At 65.4% G+C, this 24458-nt stretch carries 19 protein-coding genes and 1 tRNA gene; 13 read left to right on the top strand and 7 right to left on the bottom strand.

Annotation, left to right across the window (positions count from 1 at the left end; all coding sequences use genetic code 11):
• Nucleotides 1–96 precede the first annotated feature (96 nt).
• The 5 genes from IPP28_13345 to IPP28_13325 all read left to right on the top strand — a co-directional run bounded on the left by IPP28_13345 (nt 97) and on the right by IPP28_13325 (nt 5797).
• A complete protein-coding gene (locus tag IPP28_13345; protein ID MBL0041997.1) occupies nt 97–621 on the top strand; it encodes a cytochrome C in 525 nt (174 codons plus the stop codon).
• 63 nt (nt 622–684) lie between these two features.
• Nucleotides 685–2982 carry an MFS transporter gene (locus IPP28_13340; GenBank protein MBL0041996.1) on the top strand — a complete coding sequence of 766 codons (2298 nt, stop codon included), beginning with the start codon at nt 685–687 and terminating at the stop codon, nt 2980–2982.
• Nucleotides 2979–3683: an HAD family hydrolase gene (locus IPP28_13335; protein MBL0041995.1), complete on the top strand. Its 705-nt coding sequence runs from the start codon at nt 2979–2981 to the stop codon at nt 3681–3683. Before IPP28_13340 ends, IPP28_13335 begins: the two co-directional genes overlap by 4 nt.
• Nucleotides 3684–3735: 52 nt before the next feature.
• Nucleotides 3736–5223, top strand: a complete 1488-nt coding sequence (locus IPP28_13330) for a TIGR04222 domain-containing membrane protein (protein MBL0041994.1) — start codon at nt 3736–3738, stop codon at nt 5221–5223.
• A 76-nt stretch (nt 5224–5299) separates the two neighbouring features.
• Nucleotides 5300–5797, top strand: coding sequence for a hypothetical protein (locus IPP28_13325; protein MBL0041993.1), 498 nt, complete (start codon nt 5300–5302; stop codon nt 5795–5797).
• On the opposite strand, the gene IPP28_13320 is transcribed toward IPP28_13325, so the two are convergent.
• Together IPP28_13320 and IPP28_13315 are read right to left on the bottom strand one after the other, a co-directional pair.
• The gene (locus IPP28_13320) at nt 5794–7095 is read right to left on the bottom strand and encodes a dicarboxylate/amino acid:cation symporter (GenBank protein MBL0041992.1); all 1302 of its coding nucleotides are present in this window, start codon (nt 7093–7095) and stop codon (nt 5794–5796) included. The two genes, IPP28_13325 and IPP28_13320, sit on opposite strands and share 4 nt — an antisense overlap.
• A 72-nt stretch (nt 7096–7167) precedes the next feature.
• Nucleotides 7168–7242 (bottom strand) — tRNA-Val (locus IPP28_13315).
• Nucleotides 7243–7436: 194 nt separating this feature from the next.
• Here IPP28_13315 and IPP28_13310 point away from each other — a divergent pair.
• Nucleotides 7437–7976 (top strand): DUF3011 domain-containing protein, encoded by a 540-nt coding sequence (locus IPP28_13310; GenBank protein ID MBL0041991.1) that lies wholly within the window; start codon nt 7437–7439, stop codon nt 7974–7976.
• Here IPP28_13310 and IPP28_13305 read toward each other — a convergent pair whose 3' ends face one another.
• The gene (locus IPP28_13305; protein MBL0041990.1) at nt 7977–8849 is read right to left on the bottom strand and encodes a hypothetical protein; all 873 of its coding nucleotides are present in this window, start codon (nt 8847–8849) and stop codon (nt 7977–7979) included.
• 91 nt (nt 8850–8940) lie between these two features.
• Between IPP28_13305 and mtnA the strand changes: the two genes are divergently transcribed.
• The 4 genes from mtnA to IPP28_13285 all read left to right on the top strand — a co-directional run bounded on the left by mtnA (nt 8941) and on the right by IPP28_13285 (nt 15535).
• Nucleotides 8941–9993 carry an S-methyl-5-thioribose-1-phosphate isomerase gene (mtnA, locus tag IPP28_13300; protein MBL0041989.1) on the top strand — a complete coding sequence of 351 codons (1053 nt, stop codon included), beginning with the start codon at nt 8941–8943 and terminating at the stop codon, nt 9991–9993.
• Nucleotides 9994–10101: 108 nt separating this feature from the next.
• Nucleotides 10102–12699 carry a DNA gyrase subunit A gene (gene gyrA / locus IPP28_13295; GenBank protein MBL0041988.1) on the top strand — a complete coding sequence of 866 codons (2598 nt, stop codon included), beginning with the start codon at nt 10102–10104 and terminating at the stop codon, nt 12697–12699.
• Between the two features lie 2 nt (nt 12700–12701).
• Nucleotides 12702–14762 carry a PDZ domain-containing protein gene (locus tag IPP28_13290; GenBank protein ID MBL0041987.1) on the top strand — a complete coding sequence of 687 codons (2061 nt, stop codon included), beginning with the start codon at nt 12702–12704 and terminating at the stop codon, nt 14760–14762.
• On the top strand, nt 14759–15535 hold the full coding sequence (locus tag IPP28_13285) for a hypothetical protein (protein ID MBL0041986.1): 777 nt from the start codon (nt 14759–14761) through the stop codon (nt 15533–15535). The genes IPP28_13290 and IPP28_13285 overlap by 4 nt, the downstream gene beginning before the upstream one ends.
• Nucleotides 15536–15590: 55 nt before the next feature.
• On the opposite strand, the gene IPP28_13280 is transcribed toward IPP28_13285, so the two are convergent.
• On the bottom strand, nt 15591–16070 hold the full coding sequence (locus tag IPP28_13280; protein MBL0041985.1) for a peroxiredoxin: 480 nt from the start codon (nt 16068–16070) through the stop codon (nt 15591–15593).
• A 151-nt stretch (nt 16071–16221) separates the two neighbouring features.
• Between IPP28_13280 and IPP28_13275 the strand changes: the two genes are divergently transcribed.
• Both IPP28_13275 and IPP28_13270 read left to right on the top strand, forming a co-directional pair.
• Complete coding sequence (locus tag IPP28_13275) at nt 16222–16668, top strand: Hsp20/alpha crystallin family protein (GenBank protein ID MBL0041984.1); 447 nt, start codon at nt 16222–16224, stop codon at nt 16666–16668.
• Between the two features lie 115 nt (nt 16669–16783).
• Nucleotides 16784–17677 carry a DnaJ domain-containing protein gene (locus IPP28_13270; GenBank protein MBL0041983.1) on the top strand — a complete coding sequence of 298 codons (894 nt, stop codon included), beginning with the start codon at nt 16784–16786 and terminating at the stop codon, nt 17675–17677.
• On the opposite strand, the gene IPP28_13265 is transcribed toward IPP28_13270, so the two are convergent.
• Both IPP28_13265 and IPP28_13260 read right to left on the bottom strand, forming a co-directional pair.
• On the bottom strand, nt 17678–18043 hold the full coding sequence (locus IPP28_13265; GenBank protein MBL0041982.1) for a response regulator: 366 nt from the start codon (nt 18041–18043) through the stop codon (nt 17678–17680). It lies immediately after the preceding gene.
• A gap of 44 nt (nt 18044–18087) precedes the next feature.
• On the bottom strand, nt 18088–19083 hold the full coding sequence (locus tag IPP28_13260) for a YhdH/YhfP family quinone oxidoreductase (protein MBL0041981.1): 996 nt from the start codon (nt 19081–19083) through the stop codon (nt 18088–18090).
• A 1273-nt stretch (nt 19084–20356) separates the two neighbouring features.
• Here IPP28_13260 and IPP28_13255 point away from each other — a divergent pair.
• Nucleotides 20357–23029 (top strand): PAS domain-containing protein, encoded by a 2673-nt coding sequence (locus IPP28_13255; protein MBL0041980.1) that lies wholly within the window; start codon nt 20357–20359, stop codon nt 23027–23029.
• Here the strand turns inward: IPP28_13255 and lpdA are convergent, their stop codons facing one another.
• Nucleotides 23030–24457 (bottom strand): dihydrolipoyl dehydrogenase, encoded by a 1428-nt coding sequence (gene lpdA, locus IPP28_13250; protein ID MBL0041979.1) that lies wholly within the window; start codon nt 24455–24457, stop codon nt 23030–23032.
• Between the last annotated feature and the right edge of the window lies 1 nt (nt 24458).

Raw genomic sequence — 24458 nt, 5'->3', positions numbered from 1 at the left:
GCCGGCATTCAGCGATGTCGCGGGGCGATGACACGATTCTGCATGCGATTTCGTCAGGACCGGGAACCCCCCAACGACGGAAACGAGATGAACACGATGACGAAAGCGATCCTGGCCGCGAGCGTGGTCGCAGCTGCAGCATTGGGATGGGCGCAAGTCGCGGCCGACCCGCGTGCCGGTGAGGCGGGAGTGGTTCATGCGGCCGCCGCCCAGGCATCGCCGTCGGTGGCGCGCGGGCGTTATCTGGCGAAAGTGGCGGGCTGCAATGACTGCCACACGCCGGCCTACGCCATGACCGGCGGCGCGGTGCCCGAATCGACCTGGCTGACGGGCGATGCACTGGGCTGGCAAGGCCCCTGGGGTACGACCTATCCCGCGAACCTGCGTCTGAGTCTCGCGAAGTGGCGCGAGGACGAATGGGTGCAGGTCGCGAAGAACACGAAGTTCCGCCCGCCCATGCCGTGGTTCGCGTTGCGCGACATGGAGGAGTCCGACCTGCGCTCGCTCTACCGCTTTGTGCGCGAACTCGGCCCGAGCGGCCAGCCGGCGCCGGCCTATGTGCCGCCGGGTGGCGCGGTCCGCGGCCCGGTCGTGACCTTTCCGGCACCGCCCAAGCCCTGATTAAGCCCCGGACTCGGGTCGCGCGACCCCGTAGAATGCGGCTCTTTTTCGAAGTGGCCGACCATGTCCGCGATCCCGTCTTTCAACCTGAACCCGATCCCGAACCCGATTCCCGCCCGACTGAAGGACGTCAACCGCGCCAAGGTCTGCGACGAGAACTTCCAGGAGTTCGTACGCCACTACGCCGGGCCGGTGGCCGTGAAGCCGCGGCCGGGCGACGCGGTGCTGCCAGGCAGCCTCTGCACGGCCGACGATTTCCTGAAGCTGTTCGAGTCGCAGCTGATCTCGCGCCATCTGGATTTGATGGCGCGCGTGCTGCGTGTGCAGAACAAGGTCTATTACACGATCGGATCCAGCGGCCACGAGGGCAACGCGATGGTCGCGCGCCTGACGCGCCACACCGACCCGGCCTTCCTGCATTACCGGTCCGGCGGCTTCATGGCCGAGCGCTTCCGCAAGCTGCCGGGCATGGATCCGATCATGGATTCGGCGCTGAGCTTTGCCGCGAGCAAGAACGATCCGGCCTCGGGCGGACGCCACAAGGTCTGGGGTTCGAAACCGTTGTGGGTGTTGCCGCAGACGTCGACGATTGCCTCGCACCTGCCGAAGGCGCTCGGCACCGCCGTCGCCATCGAGACCGCGAAACGCGTCGGCCACACCTTGCCGATTCCCGCAGATTCGATCGCGATCTGCTCGTTCGGGGATGCCTCCAGCAACCATGCGACTGCGCAATGCGCCTTCAACACCGCGCAGTGGAGCGCGTACCAGAACCTGCCCGCGCCGGTGCTGTTCGTCTGCGAGGACAATGGCATCGGCATCTCGACGAAGACGCCGGGCGGCTGGGTCGGCGCCGCGTTCCGCAACCGCGAAGGCCTCGATTACTTCTACGCCAATGGCCTGGATGTCGCCGAAGGCTACGAACAGGTGGCCGCCGCGGTCCTGCATTGCCGCACCACGCGCCGCCCGACCTTCCTGCACCTGCGCACCACGCGCATCATGGGCCACGCCGGTACCGACTTCGAGATCGAATACCGCCCGATCGAGGAGTTGCTGCGCGTCGAGGCCACCGATCCGCTGTTGCGTTCGGCCGAGATTGCGCTCGCTTCCGGCTTGATGACCAAGGATGAATTGCTGGGTCTTTATGAAGCCATTCGCGACAAGTGCATGGCGGCGGCCGAGCACGCCGACAAGACGCCGAAGCTGCAGACCAAGGAAGAAGTGATGGCGCCGCTCGCGCCGTATTCGCCCGAGAAGGTGAGGGCGGAAGCTGCGCGCACGCCGACGCCCGAGCAGCGCCTCGCGGTATTCGGTTCCGAGAAGCAGTTGCCCGAGAGCCAGCCGCCCAAGCATCTCGCGATCCAGATCAACCAGGCCCTGCACGACCTGTTCGCGAAGTACCCGGAATCGCTGCTGTTCGGCGAAGACGTGGCGGCGAAGGGCGGCGTGTATACCGTGACCAAGGGCCTGCACAAGGCGTTCAAGTCGAGCCGCGTGTTCAACACCCTGCTCGACGAGACCTCGATCCTCGGGCTCGCCCAGGGCTTCGCGAACATGGGCATGCTGCCGTTCCCGGAGATCCAGTACCTCGCGTATTTCCACAACGCCTGCGACCAGATCCGCGGCGAAGCCTGTTCGTTGCAGTTCTTCTCGAACGACCAGTACCGCAACCCGATGGTCATGCGTGTCGCCGGTCTCGGCTACCAGCGCGGCTTCGGCGGCCATTTCCACAACGACAATTCGGTGACCGCGCTGCGCGACATCCCGGGACTGATCGTCGGCTGCCCGAGTCGTGGCGATGATGCGGCGATGATGCTGCGCACCCTGACCGCGATGGCCAAGGTCGACGGTCGCGTCTGCGCCTTTCTCGAACCGATCGCGTTGTACATGACCAAGGACTTGTACGAGGCCGGCGACGCCTTGTGGTCGACGCCGTATCCGGCACCGGATCAGGCGCTCGAGTTCGGCGCCGAACGCGTCTACCACGAGGATGCGAAGGACCTGCTGATCGTCACCTTCGGCAACGGCGTGCCGTTCGCGCTGCGCACCGCCAAGGCGGTCGAGGCCCAGACCGGCAAGAAGACGCGCGTCATCGACCTGCGCTGGCTGCAGCCGCTGAATGCGAAGGCGATCGCCAAACATGCTGGCGATTGCGAGCGCATCCTCGTGCTGGATGAAGGCCGTCGCAGCGCCGGCATCGGCGAAGGCGTGATCACCGCCATCGTCGAAGGCGGCCACGGCGCCAAGCCGCTGGTGCGCGTCGTCGGTGACGACACCTACACGCCGCTCGCGGGTGCCGCGAACCTGATCCTGCCGACCGATGCCACCGTGCTCGAAGCAGCGTTGAAGCTGGTGTCGGCATGATTACCCACGTCGCCTTCGACGCCGACGACACGCTCTGGCACAGCGAAGGGCATTACCGCGATGCGCAGGCGGCGTATGAGAAACTGCTGGCGGACTACATCGACATCGCGAATGCCGATGTTCATGCGCGCTTGCTCGATGTCGAGCGTCGCAACATCAAGCGCTTCGGCTACGGCGCCAAGGGCATGACCTTGTCGATGGTCGAGGCGGCGATCGCGATGACGGAGGCGCGCATCAGCGCGACCGACATCCAGCGTATCGTCGACCTCGGCGTGGCCGTGCTCGAACATCCGGTCGAGCTGCTGCCGGGCATCGTCGACGCGGTAGCTGACGTGGCGAAGGATTTCACGCTGCTGCTGATCACCAAGGGCGACCTGTTCCACCAGGAGGCCAAGATCGCGAAGTCGGGCCTGAGCAACTGGTTCCACCGCATCGAGATCGTCAGCGAGAAGGATGGGCCGACCTATCGGCGCGTGCTCGATGAAGTCGGCATCCGTCCAGAGCAGTTCCTGATGGTCGGCAACTCGCCGGGCTCGGACATCGCGCCCGTGCTCGAACTCGGCGCGAGCGCGGTCTACGTGCCGTATCACTTGCTGTGGGCAATGGAGCAGGGCAAGGGCTTCGATACCGCTTCGGCGCGCCTGCGCACGGTAGCGAGCGCCGCCGAGATCCCGGCGGCAGTGCGCGCGCTGGCAGCGTGACCGCAGCACGCCGGTGATAATCTGCGCGCCACCCCACGGGTGGAGCGCAACGATGAGCGTTGATCGAACGGGCCAGACCCTCGAATCGCCTTGGACCGAGTCGACGCGCGCACAGTGGCAGCGCCTTCGCGAACATGCCTTCGAGGATGCGCAAGCGCCGCTCGATTTCGCCGCCAAGCTGGCATGCGAACAGGGTTGGTCGCGCGATCAAGCGTTGGCCGCCATCGAGGAATATCGACGCTACTGTTTTCTCGCCAGCGTTGAGGCCGGGATGGTGGTGCCGAGCGTGGCGGTCGACGAGGTCTGGCATCTGCACCTCACCTATAGCGAAGACTACTGGCTGCGTTTCTGCCCGGCGGCCCTGGGCTTCGCGTTCCATCATCGTCCGGGCGGGCTCGTGCGGGGCGACTCGGCACAGTATCGACGCGGGTATGCGGACACGTTGGCCCACTATGAGCGCTGGTTCGGCGCACCGCCCGAGCGCTGGTGGCCGGGGACGGCGGAACGATTCCGCGCGCCGGCGCGCTTTCGTCGCGTCGACACCGAACAGGTCTGGCTCGTGCGCAAGCCGGTCTGGCCGCGTCGGCCCACGGCGATCACGGCGGGCGTCGCGGCCACCGTGACGGCTCTGATGGCGAGTTCGTTCGCCGAAGCCGCGTCGCTGAATCCGCTCGACTGGTCCGGGCCGAAGTTCCTGCTGCTGTTCATGGTGTTGATGATCATCAGCCTCTCTTTCGCACTGGCGCAACGTCGGCAGGTCGGCGTTGCACGTGCGTCCTCGGTATCGGGGCTCGATCCTTCGGCCGTGGCACTACTGGCGGGTGGCGAGTCGCGCGTGGTCGAGCGGGTCGTCGGCGAGTTGCTGGCACGCAACGCAGCGCAGTTCGATGCGCGCAGCGCGCACCTGCAGATCAAGCATGTGCCCGACGGCCTGGACGCGACGGCCGACGCGATCACTCGCGAACTGCAACGCGACGGCAACCTCGGCACACTGGCGACGCGCAGTGCGGGCGCGATGGCTCCGCTGCGGCGTGGCTTGGAGCAACGCGGGCTGATGTGGGATCGCGATGCCGCGGCTGCATTCGCACGCAGGTCGGCAGTGGCGCCGCTGCTGGTGCTTGGCCTTGGTGTGGCGAAGATCGCGATCGGCATCGCCCGCGACCGACCTGTGGCACTGCTGGTCGTGTTGTGCGTGCTGCTCGCGATCGCGACGCTGGTGTTGTGGTTCAAGCGCCCCGGCCAGACGCAGGCGGGACGCGACGCACTCGCCGCATTGCGTCAGCAGCACGCCCGCGCCGTGCGTGCCCCGCGCGACCACGAATGGCCGATCGCACTCGCCTTGGTCGGTTCCAGCGTGCTCGCCGGCACCGCCTACGCGGCTTTTCACGACTATCGCCAGCCGGCCTCGACCTCGAGCAGCAGCGACAGCAGTTCCTCGTCCTCGTCGGACAGCGGTTCCAGCGATTCCGGTAGCAGTGATTCCGGCGGGGGCGATTCCGGCGGCGGCTGCGGCGGTTGTGGTGGCGGCGGCGGAGATTGATGCCGGGCCTGAACGCCGCTTGGGGGAAACAGCAGGCGGGGGCGTCGTCCGGGCAATCGACCGGGGAGCAAACGCGATGCGTGGATTGTGGATCGGACTGCTGGGTGGGCTCGTCATGCTGGCGACGGCTGGCGACTGCGTGGCGCAGTCGGGCGGCGGCAGCATCGGTGGCGGCGTGCCGATCATGGCCAGCGATGCCCACGCGGTCTGGATTCCTTACGCGATCTGGCGCGGCGGTTCGCCCACGGTGCTGACGGGAAACCATTTCGAGGTCCATGACCAGACCGTGGATCTGATGCTCGACATCCAGGCCGGAGATTTTTCGGTCGGCAGTGGCCTGAGCGGTGAACTGGCGTTGTCGCCGATCGCGGCCGGCGACTATGTGCTCAACCTGCGGGTCTCCGAGAACGGCGGGCCGTATCTCACCTGGGCCACCGGCAGTCTGCAGGTGGTCGCCGCCGTCGCGCAGACCACGCATCCCGTCGACGCCCTGTCGCGCGGCGCCATGGGGACAATGGCCGGATCGATCCTGATGATCGGTTGGCTTGCCTGTCGACGCCGCGTCGGCGATTAGGCCTTCGTCGATGCTTCCGTCGAGGTCGCGTTCGCGAGGTCGGCCGCGACCTCGGTTTCGCTGCGCAACTGTCCTTCCCATTTCGACACCACGGCCGTTGCGACCGAGTTGCCGATCACGTTCGTCGCCGAGCGCGCCATGTCGAGGAAGTGGTCGATGCCGAGCAGCAACAGCAGGCCGGCTTCAGGGATATTGAACTGTGCGAGCGTCGCCGCGATCACTACCAGCGACGCGCGCGGCACCCCGGCCATGCCCTTGGAGGTGACCATCAACACCAGCAGCATGGTCAGTTGCTGTGCGGCGCTCAATTCGATGCCGTAGGCCTGGGCGATGAACATCACCGCGAAGGTGCAATACATCATCGAACCATCGAGATTGAATGAATAGCCGAGCGGCAGCACGAAGGCCGCGACGCGGTTGCTGCAACCGAATTTTTCCAGTTGCGCCAGGGTTTTCGGATAGGCCGCTTCGCTGGAGGCGGTCGCGAACGCAAGCAGGGTCGGCTCGCGCACCGCCTTGAACAACGCGATCGCGCGCCGTCCGATCACGGCGCTGGCGGCGCCGAACAGCAGCAGCCACAGGATCACGATGCCGAGGTAGAACTCGGCCATGAAAAAGAAATACGTTTCGAAGATGCCGGGACCGCTCTTCGCGATTGCTGCCGCCACCGCCGCAAAAACTGCGAACGGAGCGAACCCCATCACCAGCATCGTCACCTTCAGCATCACGTAGGACAGGCCTTCGAGCGCATCGACCAGCACCCGGGCCTTGTCGCCCACACCGGCGCAGCCGATGCCGAAAAAGATCGAGAACACCACGATCTGCAGGATCTCGTTCCTCGCCATGCCGTCGGCGATGCTCATCGGGATCAGGTGGGTGATGAAATCGGCCAGCGACATCGACGATGCGGCGATGCCCGAGTTCGCCGTCGCTTCCGGCAACGGCAGGTTCAGTCCGATGCCGGGCTGGAACAGGTTCACCAGCAGCAGGCCAAGACCAAGCGACATCAGCGACGCCGCGATGAACCACAGCATCGCCTTCAGGCCGAGCCGTCCGACCACGGCCATGTCGCCCATCTTGGCGATGCCGACCGTCAACGTGGCGAACACCAGCGGCGCGATGATCATCTTGATCAGGCGCAGGAACATCGTCGTGACCAGTCCGAGGTAGGCCACCGGTTCGGCGGTATCGATGCCGCTGTAGTAGAGCGCTAGACCGGCCAGTGCACCGAGCACGAGCGCGACCAGGATCCACAGGGTGAGCGTGTTGCTGCTGCCGGATGATGCGGGTGCGGCCATGGAGTCCTCGGGCGATGCGCGAAAGTGCCGACCATAAAACAAAAAACCTGCCCGGAGGCAGGTTTTTTGAAGTGGTGGGCGGTGCAGGTTTCGAACCTGCGACCCCTGCCGTGTGAAAGCAGTGCTCTACCGCTGAGCTAACCGCCCGGATTCGTTGCCCGAATTTCGGGGCGCGGACTATACGGGGCGGGCGTGCCGAGGTCAACCGGACTTGTGCCCGGTGTGCGCGGCCCGTATCGGATGCAGGATGGCGGAAAGGGCTCGGTGCGGCGGCGGCCGTTTCGCTCGCGTTTCACGGTTGCGGACTAGACTCACGGCAAGTTCGGTTTCGGAGGTGGATCATGTTGCGATATTCCGGTGTTGCGGGTCTGATGCTGGCGTTCGCCTGTGGCGTGTTCTCGGACAGCGTGCGCGCGGCTGAAGACGGATACGTGATTCGTTGCCAGTCGAAGCGTGATCGCGACAACTACTGCACGGCCGACACCAGCGGCGGCGTCAAGCTTCGGCAAGTCCTGAGCGATTCGGCCTGTGTCGAGGGCGATAGCTGGGGTTACGACAAGACCGGGATCTGGGTGCGCAAGGGTTGTCGCGCCGATTTCGACGTGCCGCGCGCGTACAGCAGCGGCCGTGGCTGGAGTTCGCAGCGGGGTTATGGCCGTTATTACCGCGATGGTGCACACGCTCAGCCGGGTGGGTCCGAACGTGTTGTCTGCGAGTCCCGCAGCAAGCGCCGCGTGGTCTGCCCGGTGGATGATTTGAAGAATGCCGATCTGGTCTATGAACGCAGTCGCGAACGCTGCCATTTTCAGGTCAGCTGGGGTTTCGACGACAAGGCGATCTGGGTCGACAACGGCTGTCGTGCGGAATTCCTGGTGAACTGATCAGCGTGCCGCGCTCCTGGACGCGGCGCGCTTCGAAGCGACCTTCGTCGCAGCAGCCTTTTTTGCAGGCTTCCGTTGGGCCGCAGCCTTGCGTGTCGCGGCAACCGGTGCCGTCGCGCGCCTGCGCTTCGGTGTTGCGGCAGTAGTTTCGGACAACGGCAGCACATCGGCCGCCGGCGCCAGTTGCGTCATGCGTTCGCGCCAGCCGCGCATCATGTCGAAGGCCTGGTCGACTGCGGTGCGCGCCGACTTCGTCGCCCAGTCGGTCAATTGCGCCGGATTGATCATCACTGCGGAACGCATCAGCTCCGGCCATTGCTTGAGGCTGGCTTCGCGCATCTTGCAGAGTTTCTGCGCGCGGCTGCCGATGGCGTAGGTCACGGCAATATTGGTCGCCGCCGCCGTGCCGATCTTCGCCAACGGCCAGGCCTTGATCAGCAGGCGCGCGGCCAGGCCCTTGCCCAGGGTCTCGGCGATGATCTGTCCGGTGCGCTTGGCGATCTCGTCGGCGCCGATGTTGGATGCAGCGATGCCGAGCACGGCCATCTTCTCCGCGCCCGCGGGCAGTTCGAACTCGTAGAGCGCGAACGTTTCCAGCACCAGTTCAGCCTGCAACACGCTGACCAGCGCGGTATCGGCCAAGGGTCCGAGTGCGAACGCGGCAAGCCGACCGACGCCGGGGATCGCGCCGGTCAGTGCCGACAAGGCCCCGACTGCGCCAGCCTGCAGGCACTTTGATCGCACCAGCATCTTGTGCAGGCTTTCGCGGGTGGCCTTCGGATGAACCTTGCGCAGACGCTCGACGCGCCTGATCGCGGCATCGCGATCGGCATGGGTGACGGCGTCCCACAATGACAGTCTGGATTGGCGCATGTGCCGATCATGACGATAGTCGCGGACGTTCGCCACGGATGCGGCCGAGGCCCTCACTCGCTACGCTTCGCGGCCTGTTGCCCGGAACCGCATGATGATCGATTACGACCGTTACGACCGCATCCGTGCGGTGCAATGGCAGGGCGAGGCGCTGCGTCTGCTGGACCAGCGCGTGTTGCCGCTGCGTACGGAATTCGTCACCTGCGCGACTGCGGACGAAGTCGCGACGGCCATCCGCAACCTGACCGTGCGCGGCGCACCCGCCATCGGCATCGCGGCAGCCTACGGCGTCGCGCTGGCGGCGCGTTCGCTCGCGGATCGATCGACCGGCCGCGTGCATGCCGCTGCGTTGCGTGAAGCGTTCGCGGTGCTGCGGGCATCGCGTCCGACGGCGGTGAACCTGTTCTGGGCATTGGACCGGATGGCGCGCGTGTTGGGTGATTCGGTTTCGGCCGATGTTCTGGAATCCGAAGCCATCGCGATCGAGCGCGAGGATCTGGCCGCGAACCGGCACATGGGCGAACTCGGCGCAGGCCTGATCGCGCCCGGTTCCGGCGTGCTCACGCACTGCAACACCGGCTCGCTGGCGACGGCCGGCTTCGGCACCGCGCTTGGCGTGATTCGTGCCGCCTATGCGCAGGGCCGTCTTTCGCGCGTATTCAATACCGAGACACGGCCTTGGCTGCAGGGCACGCGACTGACCGCGTGGGAGCTGCTGACCGACGGCATTCCGGCCAAGCTCATCGCCGACGCCGCTGCCGCGCACCTGATGTCGACCGGCGCGGTGCAATGGGTCATCGTCGGTGCCGATCGCATCGCCGCGAACGGCGACACCGCGAACAAGATCGGCACGCTGCAATTGGCTGTCGCGGCGCGCCATTTCGGCGCGAAGTTCATGGTCGTCGCGCCCAGTTCGACGGTCGACATGGCGATGCCGCACGGTGGCGATATCCACATCGAATTGCGCGAGCCGCGCGAACTGCTCGAACACGCTGGTCAGCGCGTCGCCGCCGAGGGCGTCGATGCCTGGAATCCGGTGTTCGACGTCGTGCCGGCCGTGCTGATCGATGCCCTCGTGACCGAGCGCGGTGTCATCGAAACACCCGACGCGGCGAAGATGCTGCAGATGTTCGGAAACGCCTGAAAACACGGGCGCTTCAGCCGCTTTCCCTGCTAGAATCCGAGACTTCGCACCGCTCTTTTTCAGCCGTTCCGGGCGGCGTGCAATCGACTGATTCTGCAGGGATTCCTGATGTCCGAGTTCGCCAAGGAAATTATCCGCGTCAACATCGAAGACGAGATGCGCCAGAGCTACCTCGATTACGCCATGAGCGTGATCGTCGGACGCGCACTTCCCGATGTGCGCGACGGTCTGAAACCGGTCCATCGCCGGGTGCTGTTCGCGATGAACGAACTCGGTGCGCACAGCAACAAGCCGTACTACAAGTCGGCGCGTATCGTCGGTGACGTGATCGGTAAATATCACCCGCACGGCGATGCGTCGGTCTACGACACCCTGGTGCGCATGGCACAGCCGTTTTCGCTGCGCTACATGCTGGTCGACGGGCAGGGCAACTTCGGTTCGGTCGACGGCGACTCGCCGGCAGCGATGCGTTACACCGAAGCGCGCATGGCCAAGCTCACCCATGACCTGCTGGCCGACATCGACAAGGAAACGGTCGACTTCACGCCGAACTACGACGAGAAGGAATTGGAGCCGACGGTCCTGCCGACGCGGGTGCCGAACCTTCTGATCAACGGCTCCGCCGGCATCGCGGTCGGCATGGCCACGAACATCCCGCCGCACAACCTCGGAGAAGTGATCGACGCCACCCTGGCGGTGATCGACGATCCCGAGATCAGCATCGACGCGCTGATGCAGCACGTGCCCGGTCCGGACTTTCCGACCGCGGGCATCATCAACGGCAGCTCCGGCATCATCGAGGCCTATCGCACCGGCCGCGGCCGCATCCTGGTGCGGGCCAAGGCCGACATCGAAACCGACAGCGATGGTCGCGACGCCATCATCGTCACCGAACTGCCGTACATGGTGAACAAGGCGCGGCTGATCGAGAAGATCGCCGAGCTGCACAAGGAAAAGAAGATCGAGGGCATCGCACCCGATGGCCTGCGCGACGAGTCCGACAAGGACGGCATGCGCATCTTCATCCAGGTCAAGCGCGGCGAGCAGGCCGACGTGCTGCTGAACAACCTGTTCCAGCAGACGCAGATGGAAACCGTGTTCGGCATCAACATGGTGGCCTTGCTCGACGGCCAGCCGAAGGTGCTGAACCTCAAGGAGATCCTGGTCGCGTTCGTGCGCCATCGTCGTGAAGTGGTGACGCGCCGTACCATTTTCGAACTGCGCAAGGCGCGCAGCCGCGCCCATGTGCTGGAAGGCTTGACGGTCGCGCTCGCCAACATCGACGAGATGATCGAGCTGATCAAGACCTCGCCGAACCCGGCCGAGGCCCGGGAACGACTACTGTCGAGGCGTTGGGAGCCCGGCTTGGTGCGCGCCTTGCTCGGCGAGGCCGGCGCGGCGTTGTCGCGACCTGAAGACCTGGCCTCCCACGAAGGCCTGTTCGAGGACGGCTATCAATTGTCGGAAGTGCAGGTCAAGGAAATCCTCGACATGCGCCTGCAGAAGCTGACCGGGCTGGAGCAGGAAAAGCTGACCGACGAGTACAAGGAACTGCTCGAGGCGATCCGCGGACTGATCGCGATCCTGACCGACCCCGCGCTGCTGTTGAGCCTGATTCGCGACGAATTGCTCGAAATGAAGGAAGCCTATGGCGACGAACGTCGTACCGTCATCCAGCACAATCAGGAAGACCTGAAGAACGAGGACTTGATCGACAAGCAGGACCTGGTCGTGACGCTGTCGCATTCGGGTTATGCGAAGGCCCAGCCGGTGACCGACTACCGCGCGCAGCGTCGCGGCGGGCGGGGGCGTTCGGCCACCGCGATCAAGGAGCTCGATTTCGTCGAAAGCATCCTCGTCGCCCACAGCCACGACACCATCCTCTGCTTCACCTCGGGCGGGCGCGTGTTCTGGCTGCGCACGTTCCAGTTCCCGATGGCCGGTCCGAATTCGCGCGGCCGCCCGATCGTGAACCTGCTGCCCAAGCTCGACGAAGGCGAGAAGGTCAACGCCATGCTGGCAGTCCGCGAATACAGCGACGACCGTTTCGTGTTCTTCGCGACCCAGGCCGGCGTGGTCAAGAAGACGCCGCTCAGCGACTTCTCGCGCCCGCGTTCGATCGGCATCCGTGCCGTCGAGCTGGACGAGGGCGATCGCCTGGTCGATGTCGCGATCACCGACGGCTCGCGCGATGTCCTGTTGTTCGCGTCCAACGGCAAGGCGGTGCGTTTTGCCGAAGATGCCGTGCGTGCGGTCGGGCGCAGTGCGCGCGGCGTGCGTGGCATGACCCTGGCCGAAGGCGAGCGCGTGGTGACGATGATCGTCGCCGATGTCGGCGACATCCTGACGGCGACCGAGCGTGGTTTCGGCAAGCGCACGCCGCTGGACGACTATCCGCGCAAGGGTCGCGGCACCCAGGGCGTGATCGCGATCCAGACCTCGGACCGCAACGGTGCCCTGGTCGGTGCGCTGCAGGTCACCGAGGCCTACGAGATCATGCTGATCAGCAACCAGGGTACGCTGGTGCGGACGCGCGTCGCCGAAGTGGCCCAGGTCGGTCGCAACACGCAAGGTGTCACCCTGATCCGTTTGCCGGCCGACGAGGCCCTGGTTGGCCTGGCCAAGGTCGAATCCCTGCCGGATGAATCGGCGGGCGACGACGCGGTTGAAGGCGAGGGCACATCGGCACCGGAGAACGCCGGATGAGGATGCGTGCGATGCGACATGGACTGATCGCGTTGTTGCTGGGATTGGGGTCGACCCTGGTCCAGGCCGATGCCGGGCTGGCCGCCGAAGTCGCCGCCGCGACGCAGGCGCGCATGCAGTCCGCACGCGATGCGGTGCTGCCCTATGTCGTCAGCATCTTCGTGGTGCGCGAGGATGCCGTGCAGGGTCGGGCCGAACTGCGGGTGTCTGCTGGCAGCGGCACCATCATTTCGCGCGACGGCCATGTCGCGACCAATGCCCATGTCACCGAAAACGGCAAGCGTTTCCGCGTCGTGCTCGCCGACAAGCGAGAATTGAGCGCGATCCTGGTCGGAGAGGACGCCCTGTCCGACATCGCCGTGCTGAAGATCCGCGATGTGCCTGAAGCCGGGTTTCCATTTGCGCATTTCGCCGGCGACAACAAGTTGCAAGCTGGCGATGTGGTGATGGCCATGGGCGCGCCCTGGGGCATGGCGCATTCGGTGTCGCAAGGCGTCGTGAACAATCCCGAACGCTTGTTGCTGTCGTTGTTTCAGGACGAAGCCGACTACGAACAGCAGCTTGGACAGAACCAGCCGACGGCGCGCTTCTACGCCTGGATCCAGCATGACGCCTCGATTTCGCCGGGCAATTCGGGTGGTCCGCTGGTGAGCATGGACGGCGAAATCGTCGGCATCAACACCCGCGGCAATTCGATGGGCGGCGACATGGCGTTTGCGATTCCGTCCCCGGTGGCTGCGAGGATCGTGGCTGACCTGATTCGCGAAGGTACGGTGCCGCGCAGCTTCTTCGGGTTCGGTGTGCGCTCGCTGAAGCGCTCCGGATTCGATCGTGGCGTGCTGGTCAGTTCGGTGATCCGCGAATCGCCCGCAGCGGAGGCCGGTCTCGAGGCCGGCGATCGCATCATCGCGATCGATGGTGAAGCGGTCACCGTCGCGGAACCGGAACAGGTACCGCCGTTCTTGCGGGCACTGACCGAACGCCGCATTGGCGCGGCGATGGCAGTGACGCTGTTGCGCGATGGCACGGAGCGCAAGACGAGCCTGGTCTCGACCAGCTATCCGCCTGATCTGGGTCATGATCTGGAGGTCAAGGCCTGGGGCGTCACCTTCACCGAACTGACGCCGAGCGTTGCGCGCTCGCGTTACCTCAATCGTGATGTCGGTCTGCTGGTGACCGGCGTGTTGCCGGGCAAGCGCGCCGCGACGGCGCATCCGCCCTGGCTGGTCGGCGACGTCGTGCATGCCATCGACGGCAAGCCGGTCGGTCGGCGCATCGATATGCAGGCACTGGATCTGGACAACGGTGGCGCCGCGCCGCGTCGGGTCGTCGATATCGAACGCAATGGTGCGCAGTTGATCAGCGTGCTCGACGCCAAGCCGGCACGTGACGAGGACAAGAAGCTGCGCGAGTTGCCGAAGGCCTGGATCGGCATCGAGACGCAGCCGATCACGGCCACTACCGCGGCCTTGATCGCAGGTCCGAGCAGCGGCGGCTACCGCATCACCCGCGTCTACGACGATGCGCCGGCGGCCAAGGCGGGCGTGCAGGTCGGCGACGTGCTGACATCGCTGGCGGGTGCCGCCGTGCCGGTCACCGGCGACAGTGGCGACGAGCCGCTGCAGCAGCGCATACGCGAAACCCTGCTGGATGAACCGCTGGCACTGGGACTCTGGCGTTCCGGCAAGGCGCTGCAGGTGCGGGTGACGCCGGTGGCTGCGCCGGCACCAGCGTCGTCGTTGACATCGCGCAGCATCGACTGGCTCGATCTCGGCGTGCGCAACATCGGCTTCTACGATCGCGTCTCGCGCGGCATTGCAGCGGACAGCAAGGGTGTGATCGTCGACAACGTCGCGCCGGGCGGTTTGGCGGGTCTGGCACATCTGGCAGCCGGTGATGTCGTGCTGCGCGTGAACGGCACCGTGGTGTCCGACGTGGATCGTTTCGAACAACTGACCGATCGCAAGGCGCGTCAGGCGGGCACGCCTTTATCTTTCCTGGTGCTGCGCGGCTCGCGCACGCGCCTGTTGTACCTCGACGCCGAATGGGAGCAGGGCCGATGAAATCGATAGTGCGTGGCGTGGCCTTCGTGCTGGCTGCAGTGATGCTGGTGCCGCGTGCGGGCGCCAGCGAATCGGATGAGGAAACCAAGGCCGTCTTCGCACATTTGCTGAAGACCCATGCCGACAGCGTCGTGCGCGTCAGCTTCGTGATCGTGTCGGCGTATGGCGGACAGGAGCAGCGTCAGGAGTCCAGCGTCACCGGTGCGATCGTCGATGCCTCGGGTCTGGTGCTGGTGCCGAAGCTCGTCGTCGACCCGAGTTTTCCGGGCATGAGCCGCATGAGCGCCGACCAGAAGATGGGTTTCAAGCTGGAGTCACGCGACTTCCGCGTGCATTTTGCCGGGCAGGACCAGCCCTTCGAAGCGGAAGCGTTGACCACCGACGCGGACCAAGGCATCGCCTGGCTACGCATCACCGAGCCGAACGCGAAGCTGCTCAAGCCGATCGACTTGAAGCAGCGTGCCGAGGCCGAACCGGGGACCGCCTATTACGTGCTGGAACGACTGGAAGAGCGCTATGGCGACGCTCCGATCGTGTCCTGGGGCGTGTTGCAGGGGAGCGTGTCGGTGCCGCAGCAGGCGCATGTCGGCACCGGGGCAGCCGGTCTGGCCTTCAATGCCGAAGGCGACGTGCTCGGCTATGTGTCGATGGACTTCGACGAGAGCGACAGCGCCAGCGCGGGTGCACGTCAGAATCCGCGCATGCTGATGACCTCGTCCTCACGCCTTGCTTCCGCGACGCAGCGCGCCAAGTCCTTGCTGGAAGCGGAGTAGGGCGATCGGTCGGTCGTGGGTGCGATTGCGAGGCGCACCCGCGACAACGTCTTGCTCAGAGGTTGTCGAGCACGTGTTCGGCGGCCGAAACCTTGAATTCGCCCGGCGCCTCGACGAACAGCTTGGTGACGATGCCGTCCTTCGCGACCAGCGCAAAACGCTTCGAGCGCAAGCCCATGCCGAAAGCGGTAGCGTCCATCTCCAGTCCCAGCGACTTCGAGAAGGCACCGTTGCCGTCGGCCAGCATCAGGATGTCCTGCGGCGCATTTTGGCTCTTGGCCCAGGCTTCCATCACGAAGGCGTCGTTGACGGCCATGCAGGCCACGGTGTCGATGCCCTTGGCCTTGATCGCATCGAGATGGGTGACGTAGCCCGGCAAGTGCTTGGCCGAACACGTCGGCGTGAACGCGCCCGGTACCGCGAACAGCACCACCGACTTGCCGGCGAACAGGTCGTCGCTGCGCATGGCCTGGACGCCGTCCTTGAGATAGTTCAGCGTGGCCGAGGGAATGCGGTCGCCGATCGCGATGGTCATGGTCCTGCTCCTGTTCGTGGGGTGGGCTGCGCGCGCGCAGACGCATGGAACTGTGGTCAAAGCGCCTCGTTTCAAGGGACTTGAAGCGGCGGACGACGTTCACATTTCCGCTCCGACGCGGCACGGTGCCGCAACTTCACGGAGAAACACCATGAGCTCGATCCGCTACAACACCCAACCCCAGTTTCGTGGTTTCGAGGGCGGCATGAAGCAGCTGCTCGACCAGTTCTTCACTCCCGAAGCCGACGACCAGAGCAATGTCGTCACCAGCCAGTGGCAGCCCCGCGTCGACATCAAGGAAGAGCCGAAGCGCTTCGTGATCGCGGCCGACATTCCCGGTGTCGATCCGAAGGACATCGAGATCCACATGGACAAGGGCGTGCTCACGCTGAAGGGCGAACGCAGCGCCGAAACCCGGAGTGAGGACGGCAAGTTCACCCGCGTGGAGCGCGTGCATGGCAGTTTTCACCGGCGCTTCGCGTTGCCGGACACGGCTGATGCCGAGCAGATCAGCGCCAGCGGCAAGCATGGCGTGCTCGAGATCGTGATTCCGAAGAAGGCCGAGGCGGCGCCACGCCGTATCACGATCAACAGCTGATCGCCTCATCGACCTTGTTCGTGCATAGTTGCGACATCGGAACGCCCCGTTCGCACTGAGTTTGTCGAAGTGCGCACGGGGCGCGTCGCATGAGGTTGCGCATCAGGGACCAGACATGAAGTTCAGTGACTACTACGAAACCCTGGGGGTCGCCGAGGGCGCGACGACCGACGAGATCAAGTCGGCGTACCGCAAGCTCGCGCGCAAGTACCACCCGGACGTGAGCAAGGAATCGGATGCCGAGGAACGCTTCAAGGCGATCAACGAAGCCCACGAGGTGCTCAAGGACGACGAGAAGCGCAAGGCCTACGATCAACTCAAGCGGCGTGGCTTCCGCTCCGGCGACGACTTCCGTCCGCCGCCGGATTTCGGCCAGGGACACGAATTCAATTTCGGCGACAACGACGCGGGTGGCTTCAGCGAATTCTTCGAATCCCTGTTCGGTGGCGGCGGACGCGCGCGGCGCGGCCCGACACGTCGCGGCCGGGATCTCGAAGCGCGCTTGTCGGTACCGCTGGAAATGGCCCATGCCGGCGGCACCCAGCGCGTGACGGTGACCCGCCGCGATGGCCCGAAGACCCTGGATGTGCGCATTCCTGCCGGGATCGCGAACGGGCAGACGATCCGGCTCGCGGGGCAGGGAGAGCCCGGCCCGGCGGGTAGCGGCGATCTGCTGATCAGCGTCGAGATCGCGCCGCACCGCTGGTTCGGCCTGGAGGGGCGCGACGTGGTGCTGAAGTTGCCGATCGCACCGTGGGAGGCGGCACTGGGTGCGACCATCGATGTGCCGACGCTTGCGGGACGCGTCAGTCTGCGCATTCCGGAAGGATCGCAAAGCGGGCGCAAGATGCGCCTGCGCGAGAAAGGCTTGCCGGGGCAGCCACCGGGCGATCAATACGTGTTGCTGGATGTGCAAACGCCGCCCGCATCAAGCGACGCGGAGCGGCGTTTCTATGAATCGATGCGCGACGCGTTCCCGGCCTTCAAGCCGCGCGCCACGCTCGAATGATCACTTCGGCAACAGCTCGTTGATGGTCGTGACCAGCTGCGATTCGTTGATCGGCTTGGTCACGTAAGCTTTCGCCCCCTGACGCATGCCCCAGACCTTGTCGGTTTCCTGGTCCTTGGTGGTGACCAGGATGACCGGGATATGGCTGGTCTTCGGATCCTTGCTGATCTGTCGCGTCGCCTGGAAACCATTGAGGTTCGGCATGACCACATCCATCAGGATCAGGTCGGGCAATTCGCGCTTGGCGACTTCGATGCCCTGCTGGCCGTCTTCGGCCGTGATGACGTCATGACCCAGTTTCTGCACAACGCGGCGCAGGCCTTCGATCTGCGACGGTGAATCGTCCACGATAAGAATGCGACCCATGGCTCCCTCGTTGCGTATGGTTGTCGTTGTTGTTGCAGAACCCGTCAAAACTGCACCAAGGTGCGTCCGAACGAGCCGCCGGAAAGCATCCTAGCAAAAACGCCGTCCAATTCATCCAGCGTTGCGGTCTTCGTGAGAATCGTTTCCAAGTGTTTCGGCTTCCACATTGACGCCAGGCGCTCCCACAAGACGCGGCGGATGTTGTATGCGGTGCCCGCCGAGGCGATGCCAAGCACGCTGACGCCGCGGATGATGAGGGGCATCACCGTGGTGTGCAGGTCGCTGCCGCCGGCCATGCCACAGCTGGCGATGTTGCCGTAGGGGCGAATCACGCGGGTCAGCGCTGCGAGCAGGTCGCCGCCGACATTGTCGATCGCGCCGGCCCAGGTCGCGGTTTCCAGCGGCCGCTGGCCGAGGTCGAGCTGGCTGCGGGCGATGCATTGTCGTGCGCCGAGTGCGATCAGTGCGTCGAACTGGTCGGTCTTGCCGCTGATCGCGTGCACCTCGTAGCCAGCGGTGGCGAGCAGGTCGATCGCGATCATGCCGACGCCGCCGGTCGCGCCGGTGACGACGATCGGACCCATCTCCGGCGTCTGACCGTTGGCTTCCATGCGGTACAGCGACAGCGCCGCGGTAAAGCCGGCAGTGCCGAGGATCATTGCTTCGCGCAGACTCAGGCCGGGCGGCAGCGGGATTGCCCACGCCGCCTCGACGCGTGCGTATTCGCTGTAGCCGCCGTCGCGGGTTTCCGACAGCCCGCAGCCGGTCACGAGCACGGCATCGCCTTCCTTGAATCGCGGGTCGCTGGATTGCATGACGTGCCCGGCGACGTCGATTCCGCCGACCAGCGGGTATTGGCGCAGGATCTTGCCTTGGCCGCTGCCGGCGAGCGCGTCCTTGTAGTTGACGCTGGAACCGGCGGTGCGGATGACCAGCTCGCCCGGCATCAGGTCATCCAGCCCGATGTCGTCGATGCGCCCGCGTGCCGACTGGCCTTCGGCATGCACGCGGTAGGCGCGGAATCGTTCGGGGATGGTCATGGGCGGCTCCGCTGCGGTCGATCCGCCATTATCGCGGGCCGCTGCAATCATTTGCACGCGTGCGGCTTGGGCGGCGGCATAATCCGGCGACGAATCAAGGACCCGTTGCGATGAGCGAGGGCTCACGCCCCGTCTGCTTGATCCTCAGTGCCGACCCCGCCTTTCAGGATGCGGTGACCGCGGCGCTTGCAGGACTGGATGCGCGGCTCGAACGCGCCACCGATGCCGGCCGCGCGCTGGCGTCGCTGACCGTGTGGCCGATCCGTTGCGTCGTGGTCGATCTCGCCCACGCCGAAGGCTGGGCGCTGGTGGTCGAGAAGTTGCGGCGCATGCCCGGCATCGAGTCTGCGCCGGTGCTGTTCATCGCCGACAGCGACGATGCCGTAGATCGCCTTTTGGCGGAACCGCCGGACGGTCACTGGGACCTCATGCGCCAGCCGCTGCATCCGCGCTGGCTGTGCGCCAAGGTCAAGCATCTGATCTGCACCGAATTGCGGGTGGCGCGCAGCGCCGCGCAGTCGGAAGCGCAGTTGGCGATGATCGACGCCTTGCCGGCCCAGGTCTGCGTCGTCGACGCGCAGGGCAATATCCTGATGGGCAACCGGGCCTGGCGACTGCACGAAGGCGTGGTGGCGGAAGCCGTCGTCGGATGGAACTACCGAGACTTGTGCGAACGCTCGGCCCGCAGCGGCGGTGGTCACGCCGCGGAAGTCTGTCGTGGTCTTGCCGACGTGCTGCGCGGTGACCGCATGCGCTTCGAGCACGAGTACTGCCTCGGTCAGGGCGAGCGTGCGCGCCGACATTTCCTGCTCTCGATCGTGCGCCTCGGTGGCGACGGCGGGGCGGTGATCTGCCATTTCGACACCACGCACCAGAAGCGCGCCGAAGCCGAACGCCTGGAGGCGATGCGGCATCTCGAAATGGTCATGGATGCGGTGCAGTTGAACCTGTTCGAGTACGACCTCGCGACCAGTCGTCGCGTCGTCGGCATGCGTGATGTCGAGCTGTTCGGCGACCATCCGGTCGACCTGGCCGACATGCGCGAACGCTTCGTGCATCCCGATGACGGCGACCAGTTCACCCTGGCCCTGAACGCGGTGATGGCGGGCGAGGACCACGGCAGCATCGAATATCGCGTCGGTGCGGGCGCCAGTCCGCGCTGGCGATGCGTGGTGGCGAGGGTGATCGGGCGTGATGCGCACAGTCCGGTCGCCTGGTCGGCGCCAGTTGGGACATCACCGCGCGCAAGCTGGCACAGATCGAATCCGAGCGCATGGCCGCGAGTCGCGCGATGGCGCTGGATGCCGGCCGCTTCAATGCCTGGGAATGGGACTTCGCCCTGCAGCGCGCCTCCGGCGGCGAACGCGATGTCGACTTGTTCGGTTGCAAGATCGACAGTGGCGAGCAACTCGTCGCGCTGACCCATCCGGATGATCGCGAGCGGGTGCGCGCGCTGTGGGGCGAGGGCGCAGTGCCGGTGGATCGGTTCGAGATCGAATTCCGGATCCTGCGAGCCGACGGCGATGTGCGCTGGATCAAGGCCGTGGGGCGACTGGAGCGGGACGCCCGTGATGCCCCTCTGCGCCAGGTCGGTCTGTCCTGGGACATCACAGAACAGAAGCGCGCGGACATTGCCCTGCGCGAATCCGAGGCTCAGTTGCGGCGTGCGCTGGATGCGGCGCGCATGGTCTCGTGGGAATGGGATCTGGTGAGTGGCACGCGCCATGCCATCGGCGACGATCTTGCGGTGCTCGGCGAATCGCCGGCCACCATCCATACCGCGAAGACCCGCGTGCATCCCGACGACCTCGAACGCCATCAGGCCGATATCGACCAGAGCCTGCGCTCGGGCAATGACTACCAGAGCGAGTTCCGCGTGATCTGGCCGGATGGCAGCGTGCACTGGCTGCTGTCGCGCGGTACCCCGATGCGCGACACCGGCGGTCGGGTCGTGCGTCTGTCGGGTCTGGTCTGGGACATTACCGCGCGCAAGGCGGCCGAGGCGGCCCTGATCGAAAGCCGGCGTTTGCAGGAGCTCGCGATCGAAGGTGCCGGACTGAACATCTGGGAGATCGACCTGCGCAGCGGCATCCGCCACGGCGGACCGCGCGATATCGATTTCTACGGCTTCAGCCCGCGCGCACACGACGACTTCGCGCGGATCGTGGAGCCCGAGGACGCCGCGCGGCTTGACGCCGCGATGCAGCGCGCGATCGCCGACCAGGGTCACTACGAAGTCGAATACGGCGTGCGCAAGGACTGCGGGCAGCGCCGCTGGTTCTCGGCGCTCGGGCAACTGGTGCGCGGCCACGATGGCCGGCCGGACAAGCTGGTCGGCGTGACGTACGACATCACCGAGCGGCGCGAACAGGCCCAGGCGATGGCGCTGGCGCTGGCGACGGCCGAGCAAGCGTCGCGTGCGAAGTCGAGCTTTCTCGCCGCAACCAGCCACGAACTGCGAACGCCGATGAATGCGGTGCTCGGCATGACTAGGCTACTGGTGGATACCGATCTCGATGCCCGCCAGCGCGAGCTGCTCGAAACCATTCGTTCCAGCGGCGACCTGTTGCTGCGCCTGATCAACGATGTCCTCGACTTCTCGCGCATCGAGGCCGGCGAAATGCCGATCGACGCGACCGAGTTCGACACGCTCGCCTGCATCGAGTCGTCGATCGAGATCGTCGCGCAACAGGCCGAGGCCAAGGGGCTGGACCTGTTCCTGGATGTCGCGCCCGAAGCCTGCCGACGCGTGCGTGGCGATCCGACCCGATTGCGCCAGATCCTGGTGAACGTGCTGGTCAACGCGATCAAGTTCACCGATCGGGGCGAGGTCCGTCTGACCGTACAGGCGCATCCGCAGGACGACCGGCGCGTCGAATTCAATTTCCAGGTCAGCGATACCGGCATCGGCATGAGCGACGAACTGATCGGCCAGGTCTTCCTGCCGTTCCGTCAAGGCGATGGTTCGATGACGCGGCGACACGGCGGCACCGGGCTGGGGCTGGCCATTTGCCGGCGGTTGGCCGAACTGATGAATGGCGAGATCAATGCGACCAGCCTGCCCGGGCAAGGCAGCCATTTCGACATTCGCCTGCCGTTCGAGGACCACGGCAGCGTCCTGCCGGAGATCCGCAACGTGCAGGTGATGGTGGCGTCGCCGCATCGGACGTCACGCGATGCGGCGGTCACCCAGTTGCGCCGTTTCGGGGTATCGGTGATGAGCTGCAATGGCAGCGATCCACTGCCCGAATCGATCCTGGTCGAGCAGCAACTGCTGCTGCTCGACGACCGCCTGTTCGCCGACTACCCGGAACTGGTCGACGAAATCCTCGCGCGCCATCAGCGAGATCCCGCGATCGCACGCATGGTGTCGCTGCGCGATGTCACCCAGCGCAATTTGCCGGACTGGGTGCGCGACCTCGGCACCATCATCCGGCCCATCCGGCCGAGCGTATTGCTCGGGCTGCTGCACGAATTCGATGCGGCGCCCAAGACGCTGGTCCGCGATGCCGGGGCCCAGGCCATCGCCAAGCTGTCAGAACGGCATCCGCTCAGCATTCTTGTGGCCGAAGACAACCTGATCAACCAGATGCTGATGCAGATGATGCTCGAGGCGCTGGGCTACAGCTGCGACATCGCGAATCATGGGCGCGAGGCGCTGGTCGCGATCGAGAAAAAGGCCTACGACCTGATCCTGATGGACGTCGAGATGCCGGAAATGGACGGGATCGAGGCGTCACGGGCGGTGCGATTGCGGGTCGGGCATCAGGATGCGCCGCAGATCGTCGCGGTGACCGCACATGTACTCACCGGCAGCCGCGAACGTTTTCTCGCGGCCGGCATGAACGATTTCGTTGCCAAGCCGATCATCATCGACGAATTGCGCGCGGCCTTGATCCGCGCGCATGAGGCCAAGTTGCGCTATCAGCGCACCGCGATGGTCTGATCAATTCGCCTTGTGGATCGCCCGCTTGTCGACCGCGAGCGCGGCTTCGTGCACGGCTTCAGACAGGGTCGGATGGGCGTGGCAGATGCGCGCGAGGTCTTCGGCCGATCCGTGGAATTCCATCGCGACCACGGCTTCGTGGATCAGCTCCGAGACGACCGGACCGACCATGTGCACGCCGAGCAGACGATCGGTCTCGGCGTGGGCGATGACCTTGACCATGCCCGCGGTCTCGTTCATCGCGACGGCGCGACCGATCGCGGCGAACGGGAAGCTGCCGGTCTTGTACGGCACGCCTTCGGCCTTGAGCTGCTGTTCGGTCTTGCCGACCCAGCTGACTTCCGGCTCGGTGTAGATGACCCACGGCACGGTGTCGAGGTTCACGTGGCCGGGCTTGCCGGCGATGATCTCGGCGACGGCGATGCCTTCTTCGGAGGCCTTGTGCGCCAGCATCGGGCCGCGCACGCAGTCGCCGACGCCCCAAACACCTTCGACACCGGTCCAGTTGTGCTCGTCGACGATGACGCGACCGCGTTCGTCCAGCTTCACGCCGGTGCCGTCCGCGAGCAGCTTCTCGGTACAGGCGCGACGGCCGACCGCGACCAGCAGCTTGTCGAAGGCCTGGGTCTTCTCTCCGTCCTTGTCGGACCAGGTCAGGTGCACCTCGCCGTTCTTGATCTCGGACTTCGAGCACTTCGCCCCGAGCAGGATCTTCAGGCCCTGCTTGTCGAATTCGCGCTTGGCGAGCTTGGCGATATCGGCATCGGCTGCGGCGAGGAAATCGGGCAGCGCTTCGAGCACGGTGACGTCGGCGCCGAGGCGCTTCCACACCGAGCCGAGTTCGAGACCAATGACGCCGGCACCGATCACGCCAAGGCGCTTCGGCACCGCAGTGAAATCGAGCGCGCCGGCGTTGTCGACGATGTGTTCGCCGTCGAATTTCGCGAACGGCAGTTCGATCGGCACCGAACCCGAGGCGATGATCACGTTCGTCGCCGACAGCGTCTGCTTCGAACCGTCATGCGCGGTCACTTCGACCTGGCGTCCCGGCAGCAGCTTGCCCCAACCGGCGAAGGGCGTGACCTTGTTGCCCTTGAACAGCATCGTGATGCCGCCGGTGAACTGCTTCACGATCTTGTCCTTGCGCCCGACCATCGTGCCGACGTCGATCTTCGCGTTGTCGGCGCTGATGCCGTGCGCTGCGAAGCCGTGGGTCAGGTTGTGGAACTGCTTGGACGAATCGAGCATCGCCTTGGACGGGATGCAGCCGATGTTGAGGCAGGTGCCGCCGAGCGCGGGCTTGCCGTCCTTGCCGAGGAAGGCGTCGACGCAGGCCGTCTTCAGACCCAGTTGCGCCGCGCGGATCGCCGCGACATACCCGCCGGGACCGCCGCCGATGACGATGACATCAAACTGTTGATCGCTCATG

Source organism: Lysobacterales bacterium, from assembly GCA_016721845.1.
In the GTDB taxonomy this organism is placed as follows: domain Bacteria; phylum Pseudomonadota; class Gammaproteobacteria; order Xanthomonadales; family Ahniellaceae; genus JADKHK01.
The sequence above is the reverse complement of the archived record's forward strand: the minus strand, read 5'-3'. Positions and strand labels throughout refer to the sequence as shown.

Bases quoted from the DNA above. Each gene is read 5' to 3' on its own strand.
- IPP28_13345 (MBL0041997.1), top strand. From the start codon at position 97: ATGACGAAAGCGATCCTGGCCGCGAGCGTGGTCGCAGCTGCAGCATTG.
- IPP28_13340 (MBL0041996.1), top strand. From the start codon at position 685: ATGTCCGCGATCCCGTCTTTCAACCTGAACCCGATCCCGAACCCGATT.
- IPP28_13335 (MBL0041995.1), top strand. From the start codon at position 2,979: ATGATTACCCACGTCGCCTTCGACGCCGACGACACGCTCTGGCACAGC.
- IPP28_13330 (MBL0041994.1), top strand. From the start codon at position 3,736: ATGAGCGTTGATCGAACGGGCCAGACCCTCGAATCGCCTTGGACCGAG.
- IPP28_13325 (MBL0041993.1), top strand. From the start codon at position 5,300: ATGCGTGGATTGTGGATCGGACTGCTGGGTGGGCTCGTCATGCTGGCG.
- IPP28_13320 (MBL0041992.1), bottom strand. From the start codon at position 7,095: ATGGCCGCACCCGCATCATCCGGCAGCAGCAACACGCTCACCCTGTGG.
- IPP28_13310 (MBL0041991.1), top strand. From the start codon at position 7,437: ATGTTGCGATATTCCGGTGTTGCGGGTCTGATGCTGGCGTTCGCCTGT.
- IPP28_13305 (MBL0041990.1), bottom strand. From the start codon at position 8,849: ATGCGCCAATCCAGACTGTCATTGTGGGACGCCGTCACCCATGCCGAT.
- mtnA (MBL0041989.1), top strand. From the start codon at position 8,941: ATGATGATCGATTACGACCGTTACGACCGCATCCGTGCGGTGCAATGG.
- gyrA (MBL0041988.1), top strand. From the start codon at position 10,102: ATGTCCGAGTTCGCCAAGGAAATTATCCGCGTCAACATCGAAGACGAG.
- IPP28_13290 (MBL0041987.1), top strand. From the start codon at position 12,702: ATGCGTGCGATGCGACATGGACTGATCGCGTTGTTGCTGGGATTGGGG.
- IPP28_13285 (MBL0041986.1), top strand. From the start codon at position 14,759: ATGAAATCGATAGTGCGTGGCGTGGCCTTCGTGCTGGCTGCAGTGATG.
- IPP28_13280 (MBL0041985.1), bottom strand. From the start codon at position 16,070: ATGACCATCGCGATCGGCGACCGCATTCCCTCGGCCACGCTGAACTAT.
- IPP28_13275 (MBL0041984.1), top strand. From the start codon at position 16,222: ATGAGCTCGATCCGCTACAACACCCAACCCCAGTTTCGTGGTTTCGAG.
- IPP28_13270 (MBL0041983.1), top strand. From the start codon at position 16,784: ATGAAGTTCAGTGACTACTACGAAACCCTGGGGGTCGCCGAGGGCGCG.
- IPP28_13265 (MBL0041982.1), bottom strand. From the start codon at position 18,043: ATGGGTCGCATTCTTATCGTGGACGATTCACCGTCGCAGATCGAAGGC.
- IPP28_13260 (MBL0041981.1), bottom strand. From the start codon at position 19,083: ATGACCATCCCCGAACGATTCCGCGCCTACCGCGTGCATGCCGAAGGC.
- IPP28_13255 (MBL0041980.1), top strand. From the start codon at position 20,357: ATGGCCGCGAGTCGCGCGATGGCGCTGGATGCCGGCCGCTTCAATGCC.
- lpdA (MBL0041979.1), bottom strand. From the start codon at position 24,457: ATGAGCGATCAACAGTTTGATGTCATCGTCATCGGCGGCGGTCCCGGC.